General features: G+C 64.3%; 14 protein-coding genes. 7 read left to right on the top strand and 7 right to left on the bottom strand.

What is annotated here, in order from left to right; genetic code table 11:
• Window positions 1-8 precede the first annotated feature (8 nt).
• The 4 genes from crcB to ftsK are packed head-to-tail and all read right to left on the bottom strand — an operon-like array spanning window position 9 to window position 4,784.
• On the bottom strand, window positions 9-383 hold the full coding sequence (crcB, locus tag ACSX1C_RS05420; RefSeq protein ID WP_439888566.1) for a fluoride efflux transporter CrcB: 375 nt from the start codon (window positions 381-383) through the stop codon (window positions 9-11).
• The gene (locus tag ACSX1C_RS05415; protein ID WP_439888565.1) at window positions 380-1,705 is read right to left on the bottom strand and encodes a replication-associated recombination protein A; all 1,326 of its coding nucleotides are present in this window, start codon (window positions 1,703-1,705) and stop codon (window positions 380-382) included. The genes crcB and ACSX1C_RS05415 overlap by 4 nt, the downstream gene beginning before the upstream one ends.
• 19 nt (window positions 1,706-1,724) lie before the next feature.
• Entirely contained in the window at window positions 1,725-2,351 is a 627-nt protein-coding gene (gene lolA, locus ACSX1C_RS05410; RefSeq protein WP_439888564.1) for an outer membrane lipoprotein chaperone LolA, read from the bottom strand.
• Between the two features lie 30 nt (window positions 2,352-2,381).
• Window positions 2,382-4,784 (bottom strand): DNA translocase FtsK, encoded by a 2,403-nt coding sequence (ftsK, locus tag ACSX1C_RS05405; RefSeq protein WP_439888563.1) that lies wholly within the window; start codon window positions 4,782-4,784, stop codon window positions 2,382-2,384.
• A gap of 218 nt (window positions 4,785-5,002) precedes the next feature.
• On the opposite strand from ftsK, the gene trxB reads away from it, so the two are divergent.
• The 4 genes from trxB to infA all read left to right on the top strand — a co-directional run bounded on the left by trxB (window position 5,003) and on the right by infA (window position 7,768).
• Complete coding sequence (gene trxB / locus ACSX1C_RS05400; RefSeq protein WP_318639667.1) at window positions 5,003-5,953, top strand: thioredoxin-disulfide reductase; 951 nt, start codon at window positions 5,003-5,005, stop codon at window positions 5,951-5,953.
• Between the two features lie 53 nt (window positions 5,954-6,006).
• Window positions 6,007-6,687, top strand: a complete 681-nt coding sequence (aat, locus tag ACSX1C_RS05395) for a leucyl/phenylalanyl-tRNA--protein transferase (RefSeq protein ID WP_439888562.1) — start codon at window positions 6,007-6,009, stop codon at window positions 6,685-6,687.
• A gap of 54 nt (window positions 6,688-6,741) precedes the next feature.
• A complete protein-coding gene (locus tag ACSX1C_RS05390; protein ID WP_439888561.1) occupies window positions 6,742-7,449 on the top strand; it encodes an arginyltransferase in 708 nt (235 codons plus the stop codon).
• A gap of 100 nt (window positions 7,450-7,549) precedes the next feature.
• Window positions 7,550-7,768, top strand: a complete 219-nt coding sequence (gene infA / locus ACSX1C_RS05385; RefSeq protein WP_002553999.1) for a translation initiation factor IF-1 — start codon at window positions 7,550-7,552, stop codon at window positions 7,766-7,768.
• 62 nt (window positions 7,769-7,830) lie between these two features.
• Here infA and clpA read toward each other — a convergent pair whose 3' ends face one another.
• Together clpA and clpS are read right to left on the bottom strand one after the other, a co-directional pair.
• Complete coding sequence (clpA, locus tag ACSX1C_RS05380; RefSeq protein ID WP_318641359.1) at window positions 7,831-10,101, bottom strand: ATP-dependent Clp protease ATP-binding subunit ClpA; 2,271 nt, start codon at window positions 10,099-10,101, stop codon at window positions 7,831-7,833.
• A gap of 29 nt (window positions 10,102-10,130) precedes the next feature.
• The gene (gene clpS, locus ACSX1C_RS05375) at window positions 10,131-10,493 is read right to left on the bottom strand and encodes an ATP-dependent Clp protease adapter ClpS (RefSeq protein WP_318646328.1); all 363 of its coding nucleotides are present in this window, start codon (window positions 10,491-10,493) and stop codon (window positions 10,131-10,133) included.
• A 228-nt stretch (window positions 10,494-10,721) separates the two neighbouring features.
• Here clpS and cspD point away from each other — a divergent pair, with 228 nt between their 5' ends.
• Complete coding sequence (cspD, locus tag ACSX1C_RS05370; RefSeq protein WP_439888560.1) at window positions 10,722-10,985, top strand: cold shock domain-containing protein CspD; 264 nt, start codon at window positions 10,722-10,724, stop codon at window positions 10,983-10,985.
• A gap of 68 nt (window positions 10,986-11,053) precedes the next feature.
• Here cspD and icd read toward each other — a convergent pair whose 3' ends face one another.
• Window positions 11,054-12,310 (bottom strand): NADP-dependent isocitrate dehydrogenase, encoded by a 1,257-nt coding sequence (icd, locus tag ACSX1C_RS05365; RefSeq protein WP_439888559.1) that lies wholly within the window; start codon window positions 12,308-12,310, stop codon window positions 11,054-11,056.
• Between the two features lie 368 nt (window positions 12,311-12,678).
• Between icd and ACSX1C_RS05360 the strand changes: the two genes are divergently transcribed.
• Both ACSX1C_RS05360 and ACSX1C_RS05355 read left to right on the top strand, forming a co-directional pair.
• Window positions 12,679-14,904 carry an NADP-dependent isocitrate dehydrogenase gene (locus ACSX1C_RS05360; protein ID WP_439888558.1) on the top strand — a complete coding sequence of 742 codons (2,226 nt, stop codon included), beginning with the start codon at window positions 12,679-12,681 and terminating at the stop codon, window positions 14,902-14,904.
• 122 nt (window positions 14,905-15,026) lie between these two features.
• Window positions 15,027-15,467, top strand: a complete 441-nt coding sequence (locus ACSX1C_RS05355) for an NUDIX hydrolase (protein WP_439888557.1) — start codon at window positions 15,027-15,029, stop codon at window positions 15,465-15,467.
• The last annotated feature ends 20 nt before the right edge of the window (window positions 15,468-15,487 follow it).

The raw sequence follows: 15,487 nt of genomic DNA, 5'->3' as shown, positions 1-15,487 counted from the left end.
CTCGTCGATCAGAGTTTGGTGAAGGATAGGCCGGCCCAGGTCGCGAGCAGGCCACCCGACACACTGAGCGCCACGTAGCCGATGGCCAGTGGCGCCTGGCCGCTTTCCAGCAGGCGCAGGGTGTCGAGGGAAAAGGATGAGAAGGTGGTCAGGCCGCCGAGGAAGCCGACGATCAAGCCGGCGCGCAGCTCCAGCGGCACCTCTGGGCGCAACAGGAACAGCCCGTAGAGGTAGCCGATCAGCAGGCAGCCGACCAGGTTCACCGCCAGGGTGGCGATATTGAAATGCTGCGGCCAGTGGGCATTGATCCAGTTCGCCGTGGCGAAGCGCAGCAGGCAGCCCGTCGCGCCGCCGGCCGCCACGGCCAGGGTGGCGCCGATCATGGCTTTCTCCGTTGCCGCGGGCTGGCGCGATCCTGCTCGGCGAGGTGCCTGAGCTTGTCGCCGATCTTCAGCTCCAGGCCCCGGGGCACCGGCTGGTAGTAGCGGCGCGGCGGCAGCTGCTCGGGGAAGTAGTCCTCGCCGGCGGCATAGGCATCGGGCTCGTCGTGGGCGTAGCGGTACTCGTCGCCGTAGCCCAGCTCCTTCATCAGCTTGGTCGGCGCATTGCGCAGGTGCAGCGGCACCTCCAGCGAGCCCTGCTCCGCGGCATCGCGCATCGCGGTGTTGAAGGCGTTGTAGACGGCATTGCTCTTCGGCGCGCAGGCCAGGTAGACGATGGCCTGGGCCACCGCCAGCTCGCCCTCGGGGCTGCCCAGGCGCTCCTGCACGTCCCAGGCATTCAGGCACAGGGTCAGCGCCCGCGGGTCGGCGTTGCCGATATCCTCGCTGGCCATGCGCACCACGCGGCGGGCGATATACAGCGGGTCGCAGCCGCCATCGAGCATGCGCGCGAACCAGTACAGCGCGCCGTCCGGGCTGGAGCCACGCACCGACTTGTGCAGCGCCGAGATCTGGTCGTAGAAGGCCTCGCCGCCCTTGTCGAAACGCCGGCGGCTGTCGCCGAGCAGGTCCTGCAGCAGCTCGACGCTGATCTCGCCGCCATCCTCGGCCAGGTCCGCGGCATTCTCCAGGAAGTTGAGCAGGCGTCGGCCGTCGCCGTCGGCGGCGGCCAGGAGGATCTGGAAACTGGCATCCGGCAGGCTCAGGCGGCGCTCGCCCAGCCCCCGGACGTCGCTCAGGGCCCGCGTCACCAGCCTGCGTAGCGCCGCCTCGTCGAGGCTCTTCAGCACGTAGACGCGGGCGCGGGACAGCAAGGCGTTGTTCAGCTCGAAGGACGGATTCTCGGTGGTGGCGCCGATGAAAATCAGCGTGCCGTCTTCCACATAGGGCAGGAAGGCATCCTGCTGCGACTTGTTGAAGCGGTGCACCTCGTCGACGAACAGTATGGTGCGCCGGCCGTACTGCGCGGCGTGCTGCTGGGCCACCTCGACCGCCTGGCGGATCTCCTTGACCCCGGACAGCACCGCGGAAATGGTCTCGAAATGGGCGTCGGTGACCTGGGCCAGCAGCCGCGCCAGGGTGGTCTTGCCGACCCCCGGCGGGCCCCAGAAGATCATCGAGTGCAACGCGCCCTGCTCCAGCGCCTCGCGCAGCGGCTTGCCGCGGGCGAGCAGGTGCTCCTGGCCGACGTACTCGTCCAGGCTGGCCGCGCGCAGGCGGGCGGCCAGGGGTTGGGCGACGGGAGCCTTGCTGAACAGGTCCATGGAACCGGATGGCGGCCTCTTACTCTTGGATGACGTCCGCGCCCTCGGGAATGTCGAAGCTGAACTGCCCGTCATCCAGGCTCTCGTTCATCTGCACATTGAGGAACAGGATATTGGTGCGCTGGCCGATGCTGTCGATCAGCTGCATGTCGTTGAGCACGCCGCTGCGGAAGGACAGCCGCAGGCTGTCGAACAGGCTGTCCTTGGCCTTGGGCTTGAGGGTGAAGTCGACCACGCTGCCGCCCTCCTTGTGGCTGATCTCGAAGTTCTCGCTGATCTTCGACACATCGCCCGACAGCAACAGGGCCGGGGTGTGGGTCAGGCGCTGATCCAGGGTCTGGATGGTGACCTGCTCCAGGTCCGGGTCATAGAGCCAGACCTTCTCGCCGTTGGACACCAGCAGCTGCTCCATCGGCTCGTCGGTGTGCCAGCGGAACAGCCCCGGGCGCTTGAGCGCCAGCTGCCCGGCGGTTTCCTGCAACTGGGTGCCGCTGCCGTCCAGGGTCAGCTGGGAGAAGCGCGCGGTAAGGGTCTGGGCCTGGCTGAGCAACTGGGTCAGGCGCTGCACGGCGGCATCCTCGGCGGCCAGGGCGGTAAAACTGCAGATGCTCAGCACTGCCAGCATCAGCATGCGAATCAGGCGCATGGTATTCCTCATGGAGTCGGTTTTCCGGTATCAGTCGCGAGCCGGCCCGGGCGCGATCACCTCGCGCGAGCCGTTGGTATTCATCGAACTCACCACGCCGGCCATCTCCATGGCCTCGATCATACGGGCGGCACGGTTGTAGCCGATCTTCAGCTTGCGCTGCACGGCGGAGATGGAGGCGCGGCGGCTTTCCAGGACGAAGGCCACGGCCTCGTCGTACAGCGGGTCCTCCTCGCTGCCTTCGCCGCCGCCCTCGCCGCCGCCTTCGAAGCCGCTGCCGGCCTCCTCGACGCCGGCCAGGATGTCTTCGATGTAGTCCGGCGTGCCGCGCTGCTTCCAGGCCTCGACCACCCGGTGCACCTCGTCGTCGGAGACGAAGGCGCCGTGTACGCGAATCGGCAGACCGGTGCCCGGCGGCAGGTAGAGCATGTCGCCGTGGCCCAGCAGCTGTTCGGCGCCGCCCTGGTCGAGGATGGTCCGCGAGTCGATCTTGCTGGACACCTGGAAGGCCATGCGGGTCGGGATGTTGGCCTTGATCAGGCCGGTGATCACGTCCACCGACGGCCGCTGGGTGGCGAGGATCAGGTGGATGCCCGCGGCCCGTGCCTTCTGGGCGATTCGGGCGATCAGCTCCTCGACCTTCTTGCCGACGATCATCATCATGTCGGCGAATTCGTCGACGATCACCACGATGGTCGGCAGGGGCTGCAGCAGTGGCGCCTCGTCCTCCATGCTCTGGCGCTTGTACAGCGGGTCGGGCAGCGGCGTGCCGGCCTCAATGGCGTCCTTGACCTTGCGGTTGAAGCCGGCCAGGTTGCGCACGCCCATGGCTGCCATCAGGCGGTAGCGCCGCTCCATCTCGGCCACGCTCCAGCGCAGGGCGTTGGCCGCCTCCTTCATGTCGGTGACCACCGGGCACAGCAGGTGCGGGATGCCCTCGTAGATCGACAGCTCGAGCATCTTCGGGTCGATCATGATCAGCCGTGCGTCTTCCGGCCGGGACTTGAACAGGATCGACAGGATCATGGCGTTGACCCCCACCGACTTGCCCGAGCCGGTGGTGCCGGCCACCAGCAGGTGGGGCATCTTCGCCAGATCGGTGATCACCGGCTTGCCGCCGATGTCGTGCCCCAGGGCCAGGGTCACCGGCGACTTGGCATCGTCGTACTCGGCCGACGACAGCACCTCGGAGAAGCGCACGATCTGCCGGTCCTCGTTGGGTATCTCGATGCCGACGGTGGTCTTGCCGGGAATGACCTCGACCACTCGCACGCTGATCACCGCCAGCGAGCGCGCCAGGTCCTTGGCCAGGTTGGAGATGCGGCTGACCTTGACCCCCGCGGCCGGCTGAATCTCGAAACGGGTGATCACCGGCCCCGGGTGCACCGACTCGACCAGGACCTCGACGCCGAACTCCTTGAGCTTGATCTCCAGCAGGCGCGACATCGCCTCCAGCGACTCAGGGGAAAACTGCTTCTGCTTCTTTTCGGCCACGTCGAGGATGGAGATCGGTGGCAAGGAGCCTTCGATCGCGGCATCGACGAACAACGGCGCCTGCTTCTCCTTCAGCACGCGCTTGCTCGGCTCGGCGGGTTTCGGCTCGGCGGGTGGGGTAATGATCGGTGCGGGGCGCTTCTCGCGCTCGCTCATGTGCTTGCTCAGGGCCTCCTCGCGCTCGATCAGGCGCTCCTTGACCTTGGCCTGCTCGCGGCGGTCGCGGACCACAGGGGCGGCCACCTCGCTGACCAGCTCGTCGGTCTCGCGCAACTGCACGAGCAACTGTTTGCGCTCCTGGCGCGCAGTCCACCAGCGATTGACCAGGCCCTGGATCAGTTCGGCCAGGTCCAGGGTGATTTTGCCGGTCAGGTCCATGACCTTGAACCAGGACAGGTCGGTGAATACGGTCAGGCCGAACAGGAACAGGGCGATGAACAGCAGCGTACTGCCCTGTACGTTCAGCGCATTGACCGCCAGCTGGCCGAGGCTCTCGCCCAGGGCGCCACCGGCCGAGGCCGGCATGCTGGAGCCGGCCTGGAAGTGGATATAGGCCAGGGTGGCACCGGACAGGATCAGGAACACCAGGCCGATCAGACGCCAGGAAAACAGCCAACCGCTCCATTGCCAGGGCTGGTGGCGGGCACGGAAGACCTGCAGGGTTTTCGCGCCCAGCAGCAACGGAAATACGTAGGCGAAATACCCCAAGGCCATGAACAGGATATCGGCGAACCAGGCGCCTGCCCGGCCGGCGGCGTTCTGCACCTGCTCGACGTTGCTGGTATGGGTCCAGCCCGGATCGGCGGCATCGTAGGTCAGCAGCGCCATCCAAAGGTACAGGCACAGGGCGCCCAGGGCGATCAGCGCGCCCTCCTTGAGCCGGTAAGACAGTTGCTGGCGCCAGACGGGCGCCTGAGCAGTAGAGCTAGAGTTCTTCAAAACGCATCTATTCCTGCGTCGGCAAGCGCCGATTCATAGGGTAACGGCGAAATTGGCCTATTGTACGGGTTTACCCGGGGGCTGCCACGCTGGGCGGCCACCGGCGCCCACGACTCCCGCTCGCCCCCGCTTCGGTGTAGCATAGCCCGCAACAACTTTCGTGCGGCTCAATTGGAGCATGCATTCTCTTTTGTGACAAAGGCTTATGAGGTGTTTTTATGAGCGAAGTCAAGCATTCGCGCTTGATCATTCTGGGCTCCGGGCCGGCCGGATACAGCGCTGCAGTCTATGCCGCCCGCGCCAATCTCAAGCCCGTGATCATCACCGGCATCCAGCCCGGCGGCCAACTCACCACCACCACCGAAGTGGACAACTGGCCCGGTGACGTCGAAGGCCTGACCGGCCCCGCGCTGATGGAGCGCATGCAGAAGCACGCCGAGCGCTTCGACACCGAGATCGTCTACGACCACATCCACACCGCAGAGTTGCAGCAGCGGCCCTTCACCCTCAAGGGCGACAGCGGCACCTACACCTGCGATGCCCTGATCATCGCCACCGGCGCCAGCGCTCAGTACCTCGGCCTGCCGTCCGAAGAAGCGTTCGCCGGCAAGGGCGTCTCGGCCTGCGCCACCTGCGACGGCTTCTTCTATCGCAACCAGGTGGTCGCCGTGATCGGTGGCGGTAACACCGCCGTGGAAGAGGCGCTGTACCTGTCCAACATCGCCAAGGAAGTCCACCTGGTCCACCGTCGCGACAAGCTGCGCGCGGAGAAGATTCTGCAGGACAAGCTGTTCGACAAGGCCGAGAACGGCAACATTCGCCTGCACTGGAACCACACCCTGGACGAAGTACTGGGCGATGCCACCGGCGTGACCGGCGTGCGCCTGCAGGACACCACCAGCGCAGCGACCAAGGAGCTGGCACTGTCCGGCGTATTCATCGCCATCGGCCACAAGCCCAATACCGACCTGTTCCAGGGGCAGTTGGAGATGCGTGACGGCTACCTACTGGTCAAGGGCGGCAGCGAAGGCAATGCCACCGCAACAGCCATCGAGGGCGTTTTCGCCGCCGGCGACGTGGCCGACCATGTCTACCGCCAGGCCGTCACCTCCGCCGGGGCCGGTTGCATGGCGGCCCTGGATGCCGAGAAGTTCCTCGACGACATCTGATAGCCTGAGGGCGTGCGCCTCGCGCCCGCCCTACCCTCCTCCGGCCCCATCCGATGCTGACCTGGCTACAACGTGACTCGCTGAGTTTCCCCCCGCTCGAACGGGCTCTGCGCGAACCCAACGGACTCTTGGCCGCCGGCGGCGACCTGAGCGCCGAGCGCCTGATACAAGCCTACCGGCACGGCTGTTTTCCCTGGTTTCAGGATGGCCAGCCGATCCTCTGGTGGTCCCCCGACCCGCGCACCGTGCTATTCCCCCAGGAACTGCACGTTTCCCGCAGCCTGGCCAAGCTGCTGCGCCAGGAACGCTACCGAGTGACATTCGACCAAGCCTTCGCCGAGGTCATCGGCGCCTGCGCCGCGCCGCGCACCTATGCCGACGGCACCTGGATCACCCGCGAGATGCAAGACGCCTATCTCGACCTGCATCGCCGAGGCATCGCCCATTCGACCGAGGTCTGGCAGGGCGAGCGGCTGGTCGGCGGGCTCTACGGCCTGGCCATGGGCCAGCTGTTCTTCGGCGAATCCATGTTCAGCCACGTCGACAACGCCTCCAAGGTCGGCTTTGCGACCCTGGTCGAACACCTGCGAGACTGGGGGTTCGCACTGATCGACTGCCAGATGCCCACACAGCACCTGCACAGCTTCGGCGCCCGCGCCATCGCCCGCGAACAATTCGCCGAGCTGCTGGAGCGGCATCTCGACCAGCCCAGCGGCGCCGACTGGCTCGCCTAGGCGTGCACGGCAGCCTGGCATACACTTACTCAAGGCTTACCCCGAGAGTCGCCCATGACCGAGCTGGCCCGCTTGAAGTTCTACGCCACCCAGCCTCACCCCTGCAGCTATCTGCCGGCAGAACAGGCCACGACCCTGTTCCTCGACCCCAGCCAGCCCATGGATGCAGAGGTCTATGCCGAGCTCTCGGAAATGGGCTTTCGCCGCAGCGGCGATCACCTCTATCGCCCGCACTGCCAACACTGCACCGCCTGCGTGGCCGCGCGCATCCCCGCCGCCCAGTTCCGCCCGAACCGCCAGCAGCGGCGCATTTTCAAGCGCAACCAGGATGTGCAGGTGCGCCCGGTAAGGCCGGCGTTCAGTGAAGAGTACTATGCCCTCTACGCCCGCTATATCGAACAGCGCCATGCCGATGGCGACATGTACCCGCCCAGTCGCGAGCAGTTTTCCACCTTTCTGGTGCGTGACCTGCCCTTCTCCCGCTTCTACGAGTTCCGCCTGAGCGGCCGACTGCTAGCCCTCGCCGTCACCGACGCCCTCCCCAACGGCCTGTCAGCCGTCTACACCTTCTATGAGCCCAGCGAGGAGCGTCGTAGCCTGGGCCGTTTCGCCATCCTCTGGCAGATCGCCGAAGCGGCCCGCCTGGGACTGCATGCGGTCTACCTCGGCTATTGGATCAAGAACTGCCGCAAGATGAACTACAAGACGCAGTACCGCCCAATAGAGCTGCTCGTCAACCAGCGCTGGATAACCCTTACCTGAAGGTCTTGGCGGAAACCTCCGTTTTCGGGCACAATGCACGCCGCTTTTGCCTGGGGCCAGTTGCGCCGGGCCATTCTTTGGATACCGAGGGCTTTACTGCATGTCGAAAGAAGACAGCTTCGAAATGGAAGGCACTGTCGTCGACACCCTGCCCAACACCATGTTCCGTGTGGAGTTGGAAAACGGGCACGTCGTTACTGCGCACATCTCCGGAAAGATGCGCAAAAACTATATCCGCATTCTGACTGGCGATAAGGTCCGCGTAGAGCTGACGCCTTATGACTTGAGCAAGGGCCGCATCACCTACCGCGCCCGCTAAGCCAAGCACCAGTGAAAACGCCCGGCATTGCCGGGCGTTTTTGTGTGGACGCAATATGCGCCTCAGGCCATTTCGGCCGTGGTCTCGAAGCCGAAGGTCAACTCGCCCTCGACCAGGTCGACGTGCACGACCCCGCCGTGCTCGGCCAGTTCTCCGAACAGGATCTCCTCCGCCAGCGGGCGCTTGATCTTGTCCTGAATCAGGCGCGCCATCGGCCGCGCCCCCATCTGCACATCGTAGCCCTGCTCCGCCAACCAGTCGCGCGCGCTGTCGCTGACCTCGAGCATGACGCGCTTGTCCTCGAGCTGCGCCTGCAGCTCGGTGAGAAACTTGTCGACGATGCTCTTGATCACCTCGTGACTCAGGCGACCGAACTGGATGATGGTATCCAGGCGGTTGCGGAACTCCGGCGTGAAGCTCTTCTTGATCACCTCCATCGCATCGGATGAGTGATCCTGATAGGTGAAGCCTATCGATGCCCGGGCCGCGGTTTCGGCGCCGGCATTGGTGGTCATGATCAGAATGACGTTACGGAAGTCCGCCTTGCGCCCGTTGTTGTCGGTCAGGGTGCCATGGTCCATCACCTGCAGCAGCAGGTTGAAAACCTCTGGGTGCGCCTTCTCGATCTCGTCGAGCAGCAGCACGCAGTGCGGCATCTTGGTGATCGCCTCGGTCAGCAGGCCGCCTTGGTCGAACCCGACATATCCCGGCGGTGCGCCTATCAGGCGCGAGACGGTGTGCCGCTCCATGTACTCGGACATGTCGAAGCGCACCAGCTCGATGCCCAGGGCCTTGGCCAGCTGTCGCGCGGCCTCGGTCTTGCCGACCCCGGTGGGGCCGGCGAAGAGGAAGGAGCCGACCGGCTTGTCCGGAGCCTTGAGCCCGGCACGGGACAGCTTGATCGCGGTGGACAGCGAGTCGATCGCCGCGTCCTGGCCGAACACCGTGAGCTTGAGGTCGCGCTCCAGATTGCGCAGCAGCTCCTTGTCCGAGCTGCTGACGTGCTTGGGCGGAATGCGCGCGATCTTCGCGACTATGTCCTCCACCTGAGCCACATCGATGCGCTTGACGCGCTTGTCTTCCGGCTGCAGGCGCTGGAAGGCACCCGCCTCATCGATCACATCGATGGCCTTGTCGGGCATGTGCCGGTCGTTGATGTAGCGTGCCGCCAGCTCGGCCGCGGCACGCAAGGCCTCGTCGCTGTACTCGATGCTGTGGTGCTGCTCGAAGCGCGGCTTAAGGCCACGCAGGATGCCGACGGTGTCCTCCACGGACGGCTCGACCACGTCGACCTTCTGGAAACGCCGCGCCAGGGCGCGATCCTTCTCGAAAATACCGCGGAATTCCTGGAAGGTGGTCGAGCCTATGCAGCGTATCTCGCCCGAGGACAGCATCGGCTTGAGCAGGTTCGATGCATCCATCACCCCACCGGAGGCCGCTCCGGCACCGATAATGGTATGGATCTCGTCGACGAACAGGATGGCATGGGGACGCCGCCGCAACTCGTTGAGCAGCGCCTTGAAGCGCTTCTCGAAGTCGCCCCGGTACTTGGTCCCGGCCAGCAAGGCGCCCAGGTCCAGGGAGTAAACCACGCTGTCGGCCAGCAGATCGGGCACCTGCGAGTCGACGATGCGCTTGGCCAGGCCTTCGGCGATCGCCGTCTTGCCCACCCCGGCCTCACCGACCAGCAGCGGGTTGTTCTTGCGCCGGCGCGCGAGGATCTGCGCCACCCGCTCGACTTCCAGTTCGCGCCCGACCAGCGGATCGATCCGTCCCAGACGGGCCAGTTCGTTCAGGTTGCTGGCGTAGGCGTCCAGTGGATTGCCCGAAGTGGACGAATCGCCCCCCTCCTCGTCCTGCAGGTCCGGGTCGGCCTCAGAATGGCCGCCATGCCCCGGCACCTTGGAGATGCCGTGGGCAATGAAGTTGACCACATCGATCCGGGCGACGCTCTGCTGCTTGAGCAGGAACACCGCCTGGCTTTCCTGCTCGCTGAAAATTGCCACCAGCACATTGGCACCGGTCACTTCGCGCTTGCCGGAGCTCTGCACGTGGAACACCGCGCGCTGCAGCACCCGCTGAAAACCTAGAGTCGGCTGGGTTTCGCGCTCCTCGTCATGCTGCGGGATCAACGGCGTGGTGGAGTCGATGAACTCCTGCAGATCATGCCGCAACTTGTCGAGGTTGGCGCCACAGGCGCGCAGCACGCTGGCCGCGGCCTCGTTGTCCAGTAGAGCCAGCAGGAGGTGCTCAACCGTCATAAATTCATGACGCTTGGTGCGAGCCTCTTTGAAGGCCAGATTGAGGGTGACTTCGAGCTCTCGATTTAACATAGCTTCACCTCATGCCCAAGCGGCCGGCGTTAACCGTCCTTCTCGATCTCACAGAGTAATGGATGCTGGCTCTCTCTCGCGTATTGGTTGACCTGCATCGCCTTGGTTTCGGCGATATCCCGGGTGAACACCCCGCATACGGCCCGTCCCTCTGTGTGGACGGTCAGCATGATCTTGGTCGCCAGCTCCCGGTTCAGATTGAAGAACACCTCGAGCACCTCGACCACGAAATCCATGGGTGTGTAGTCGTCATTGAATAAGACCACCTTATACAGCGGTGGTGCCTGCAACGCCGGTTTGGATTCCTGCACGGCCAGGCCGGTGGAATCGTCCTCGTGCGTTCCAGGGCGATCCTGATTGAATGTTAGTCGAATCTGGCTGTTTGCATGCATGCTGAAATAGTGCTTCACGGCTGGGCTAATACTGATGCTAGAGGGAGTTTGAACGGCTTCTCAGCCACTTGCAGCATTGCCTTGACTATCGGCAAAACGGTGTTACAAACAAAGAATACCCACTAAGGGTAGAGGGGCTCCGCGCCTTCGCCCAGCTTGGTCGACTCATGCGCGGAGTCGAAATGGATGATACTCCAGTGATGGAGACCTTTGCAGAGGGATGTGAGCATGCTTAGCGGTAAGGTCAAGTGGTTCAACAACGCCAAAGGCTATGGATTCATCCTCGCCGATGGCCGTGATGAGGACCTGTTCGCCCATTACTCGGCTATTCAGATGGACGGTTACAAGACGCTAAAGGCCGGCCAGCCAGTGAACTTCGACATCATTCAAGGCCCCAAAGGGCTTCACGCCGTGAACATTCGCGCCACCTCGGCTTCTGCCGAAGCGCCTGCTGCCGCCAGCCAGCCGCAAGACACGACGATCGAAGTCTGATAACTCGGGCAGTCCTCGCCCACAAAAAGGCCGGTCAAGTGACCGGCCTTTTTTTGCCCACGACTGACTTACATGTGAGCGATCATGGCATCGCCGAACTGCGAGCAAGACATCAGCCGGGCGCCGTCCATCAGGCGCTCGAAGTCATAGGTCACGGTCTTCGCGGCGATGGCGCCGTTGGTGCCCTTGATGATCAGGTCGGCGGCCTCGCTCCAGCCCATGTGGCGCAGCATCATCTCGGCCGAGAGGATGACCGACCCCGGATTGACCTTGTCCTGACCGGCGTACTTCGGTGCGGTGCCATGAGTGGCCTCGAACATGGCCACGCTGTCGGACAGGTTCGCGCCGGGCGCGATACCAATACCGCCGACCTCAGCAGCCAGGGCGTCGGACAGGTAGTCACCATTGAGGTTCAGGGTGGCGATCACGTCGTACTCGGCCGGACGCAGCAGGATCTGCTGCAGCATGGCGTCGGCGATCACATCCTTGACCACGATGTTCTTGCCGGTCTTCGGATTCTTGAATTGCATCCAAGGGCCGCCATCGAGCAGTTCGGCACCGAACTCCTGCTGGGCGATCTCGTAGCCCCACTCCTTGAAGGCCCCCTCGGTGAACTTCATGATGTTGCCCTTGTGCACGAGGGTCACCGAGCCGCGATCGTTGTCGACGGCATACTGCAGCGCCTTGCGCACCAGGCGCTTGGTGCCCGCCTCGGAAACCGGCTTGATGCCGATGCCGCACATGTCGGTGAAGCGGATCTTCTTGACGCCCATCTCTTCGGTGAGGAACTTGATGACCTTCTCGGCCTCGGCAGAGCCGGCCTTCCACTCGACGCCGGCGTAAATGTCTTCGGAGTTCTCGCGGAAGATCACCATGTCGACATCACCCGGCTTCTTGACCGGGCTCGGCACACCCTCGAACCAGCGTACCGGACGCTGGCAGACATAGAGGTCCAGCTCCTGGCGCAACGCCACGTTCAGCGAGCGGATGCCACCACCGACCGGCGTGGTCAGCGGCCCCTTGATCGAAACGACATAGTCGCGCACGGCCTCCAGGGTCTCTTTCGGCAGCCAGGTGTCCTGGTCGTAGACCTGAGTGGCCTTCTCGCCGGCATAGACCTCCATCCAGGAAATCTTGCGCTCGCCACCGTAGGCCTTCTCCACGGCGGCATCGACGACCTTGATCATCACCGGGCTGATATCGACACCGATACCATCGCCCTCGATGAACGGGATGATCGGATTGTTCGGAACGTTAAGGGACATGTCGGCATTGACGGTGATTTTGTCACCGGTTGCTGGCACCTGGATCTTTTGGTATCCCATGCTGGACTCCGTCTTGTGGTTAAACAGCGCTCAGCCTCCGAGAGTAGCGCACTTGAAACGGGTCGAACCATATGTTCGTTGGTCTTATGCACAAGGGCGTTCTGCGGCGTCTGGTCGCAGTGATATACTGGGCGGATGACTAATAGGTCATACGGGGTCAACTCGCCTTGAACAAAGGCAGCTGCCTCCTGAACTCGCCGAACGGCTACCACGGCTCGGCGACTCGAAATGCTCGACACTCTACTGGTGCATCCATCATCACCGCGGCGAGTTCTCGACTTCTGGCCCACGCCCATGGCGAGCCAGGGCGCCTACCTGCGCATGTCGAGATTCTGTGTACGCTCAGCAAAAGAGAGAGTTAACCCCCAATGCCCACCCGCTCGAAGATTATCTATACCTTCACCGACGAAGCCCCAGCCCTCGCCACCTACTCGCTTCTGCCCATCGTAGAAGCCTTCGCCGCCTCCGCTGGCATAGCCGTCGAAACACGCGACATCTCTCTCGCTGGGCGCATCCTGGCCGGCTTCGCCGACCGCCTGGACGGCGACAAGCGCGTCGAGGACGACCTCGCCAAGCTGGCGGACCTGGCCACCACGCCGGACGCCAACATCATCAAGTTGCCGAACATCAGTGCCTCGGTCCCCCAGCTCAAGGCGGCCATCGCCGAACTGCAGGCCCAGGGCTACGCCATCCCCGGCTACCCGGAAGACCCGCAGAGCGATGCCGAAAAAGACGCCCGCGCCCGTTACGCCAAGGTCCTCGGCAGCGCGGTGAACCCGGTCCTGCGCGAAGGCAACTCCGACCGCCGCGCCCCGGCGGCCGTCAAGGCCTATGCCCGCAAGCACCCGCACTCCATGGGCAAGTGGAGCATGGCCTCGCAATCCCACGCCGACTACATGCGTGGCGGCGACTTCTTCTCCAGCGAGCAGTCCATCACCATGGACCAGGCCGGCGAGGTGCGCATCGAGTTCGTCGACAAGAACGGTCAGGTCGAAGTGAAGAAGCAACTCGCCCTGCAGGAAGGCGAAGTGTTCGACAGCATGTTCATGAGCTGCCGCAAGCTGCGCGACTTCTTCGAGAAGACCCTGCAGGACTGCAAGGAAACCGGCGTCATGTGGTCGCTGCACGTCAAGGCGACCATGATGAAGGTGTCCCACCCCATCGTCTTCGGCCATGCCGTCAGCGTCTACTACAAGGACGTGTTCGACAAGTACGGCGAGCTGTTCAAGGAACTGGGCGTCAACCCGAACAACGGGATCAGCAGTGTCTACGACAAGATCAAGGTGCTGCCGGCCTCGCAGCAGGAAGAGATCCTCCAGGACATCCACGCCTGCTACAGCGGCCGCCCGGAAATGGCCATGGTCGACTCGGTCAAGGGCATCACCAACCTGCACATCCCCAGTGACGTGATCGTCGACGCCTCGATGCCGGCGATGATCCGCAGCTCCGGGCAGATGTGGGGCAAGGACGGCAAGCTGAAGGACGCCAAGGCCGTCATGCCGGAAAGCACCTACGCGCGCATCTACCAGGAGATGATCAACTTCTGCAAGACCAACGGCGCGTTCGACCCGACCACCATGGGCAGCGTACCGAACGTCGGCCTGATGGCGCAGAAGGCCGAGGAGTACGGCTCCCACGACAAGACCTTCGAAATGACCGCCGACGGCACCATGCGCGTGGTCCTGGCCGACGGCACCGTGCTGATGCAGCACGAGGTGGAGGCCGGCGACATCTGGCGCGCCTGCCAGACCAAGGACGCGCCGATCCGCGACTGGGTCAAGCTGGCCGTGACCCGCGCCCGCCAGTCCGACACCCCGGCCATCTTCTGGCTGGACCCGGAGCGCGCCCACGACCGCCAGCTGCAGAAGAAGGTCGAGGCCTACCTGCAGGAGCACGACCTGAGCGGCCTGGACATCCGCATGATGGGCTACAACGAGGCCATCCGCGTGAGCATGGAGCGCATGATCCGCGGCCAGGACACCATCTCGGTGACCGGCAACGTGCTGCGCGACTACCTGACCGACCTGTTCCCGATCATGGAACTGGGCACCTCGGCCAAGATGCTCTCCATCGTGCCGCTGATGGCCGGCGGCGGCATGTACGAGACCGGCGCCGGCGGCTCGGCCCCCAAGCACGTGCAGCAGCTGATCGAAGAGAACCACCTGCGCTGGGATTCTCTCGGCGAGTTCCTGGCCCTGGCGGTGTCGCTGGAGGAGACCGGCATCAAGACCGACAATCCGAAAGCCAAGCTGCTGGGCAAGGCCCTGGATGCGGCCACCGGCCGCCTGCTCGACAACAACAAGTCGCCGTCGCGCAAGACCGGTGAGCTGGACAACCGTGGCAGCCACTTCTACCTGGCGCTCTACTGGGCCCAGGAACTGGCGGCCCAGACCGAAGACGCCGAACTGCAGGCGCAGTTCGCCCCGCTGGCCAAGGCCCTGACCGACAACGAGGAAGGCATCGTCGCCGAACTCGCCGCGGTCCAGGGCCAGCCGGTGGACATCGGTGGCTACTACCGCGCCAACCCGCAGCTGGCCAGCCAGGTGATGCGCCCGAGCGCCACCTTCAACGCCGCCCTGGCTGCCCTGGCGTAAGCTCTAGCAAGCCGCAGCCTGCAACAGAAACCCCGGCCCGGTGCCGGGGTTTCTGCTTTTCGCCATGGCAGAACCACGAACAGCACCTGCTATGACCGCCCCCCGCTACGAGGCCACCCGCCATGGACTGGACCCCCCATATCACCGTCGCCACCATCGTCGAAGACCGAGGCCGCTTCCTCCTGGTAGAAGAACTCAAGGGCGGACGTCTGGTGCTCAATCAGCCCGCCGGCCACCTCGAGGCCAACGAGACCCTGCGCCAGGCCGCCGTGCGCGAAACCCTCGAGGAGACCGGCTGGGAGGTCGAGCTGATCGGGGTGGTCGGCATCTACCTCTATACCGCACCGAGCAACGGCGTGACCTACCAGCGCGTGTGCTTCGTTGCCCGCCCGGTGCGCCACGATGCGGCGCGCGAGCTGGATGCCGACATCCACGGCATCGCCTGGCTGAGCCGCGATGAACTGGCGGCACAACCCGAACGCTGGCGCAGCGAACTGGTGCTGCGCTGCATCGACGACTACCTCGCCGGCCCACTGCACGACCTGAGCGTGGTCCGCGATTGAACGCCGTCTTCGCCTTGCCC

Origin of the sequence: Pseudomonas sp. MBLB4123, assembly GCF_051904775.1 — a bacterium.
Taxonomy (GTDB): Bacteria; Pseudomonadota; Gammaproteobacteria; order Pseudomonadales; family Pseudomonadaceae; genus Aquipseudomonas; species Aquipseudomonas benzenivorans_B.
This window is presented reverse-complemented; position numbering and strand designations above follow the sequence as displayed.

Excerpts from the sequence above, each read along its gene's own strand:
- crcB (WP_439888566.1), bottom strand. The coding sequence starts at position 383 with ATGATCGGCGCCACCCTGGCCGTGGCGGCCGGCGGCGCGACGGGCTGC.
- ACSX1C_RS05415 (WP_439888565.1), bottom strand. The coding sequence starts at position 1,705 with ATGGACCTGTTCAGCAAGGCTCCCGTCGCCCAACCCCTGGCCGCCCGC.
- lolA (WP_439888564.1), bottom strand. The coding sequence starts at position 2,351 with ATGCGCCTGATTCGCATGCTGATGCTGGCAGTGCTGAGCATCTGCAGT.
- trxB (WP_318639667.1), top strand. The coding sequence starts at position 5,003 with ATGAGCGAAGTCAAGCATTCGCGCTTGATCATTCTGGGCTCCGGGCCG.
- aat (WP_439888562.1), top strand. The coding sequence starts at position 6,007 with ATGCTGACCTGGCTACAACGTGACTCGCTGAGTTTCCCCCCGCTCGAA.
- ACSX1C_RS05390 (WP_439888561.1), top strand. The coding sequence starts at position 6,742 with ATGACCGAGCTGGCCCGCTTGAAGTTCTACGCCACCCAGCCTCACCCC.
- infA (WP_002553999.1), top strand. The coding sequence starts at position 7,550 with ATGTCGAAAGAAGACAGCTTCGAAATGGAAGGCACTGTCGTCGACACC.
- clpA (WP_318641359.1), bottom strand. The coding sequence starts at position 10,101 with ATGTTAAATCGAGAGCTCGAAGTCACCCTCAATCTGGCCTTCAAAGAG.
- clpS (WP_318646328.1), bottom strand. The coding sequence starts at position 10,493 with ATGCATGCAAACAGCCAGATTCGACTAACATTCAATCAGGATCGCCCT.
- cspD (WP_439888560.1), top strand. The coding sequence starts at position 10,722 with ATGCTTAGCGGTAAGGTCAAGTGGTTCAACAACGCCAAAGGCTATGGA.
- icd (WP_439888559.1), bottom strand. The coding sequence starts at position 12,310 with ATGGGATACCAAAAGATCCAGGTGCCAGCAACCGGTGACAAAATCACC.
- ACSX1C_RS05360 (WP_439888558.1), top strand. The coding sequence starts at position 12,679 with ATGCCCACCCGCTCGAAGATTATCTATACCTTCACCGACGAAGCCCCA.
- ACSX1C_RS05355 (WP_439888557.1), top strand. The coding sequence starts at position 15,027 with ATGGACTGGACCCCCCATATCACCGTCGCCACCATCGTCGAAGACCGA.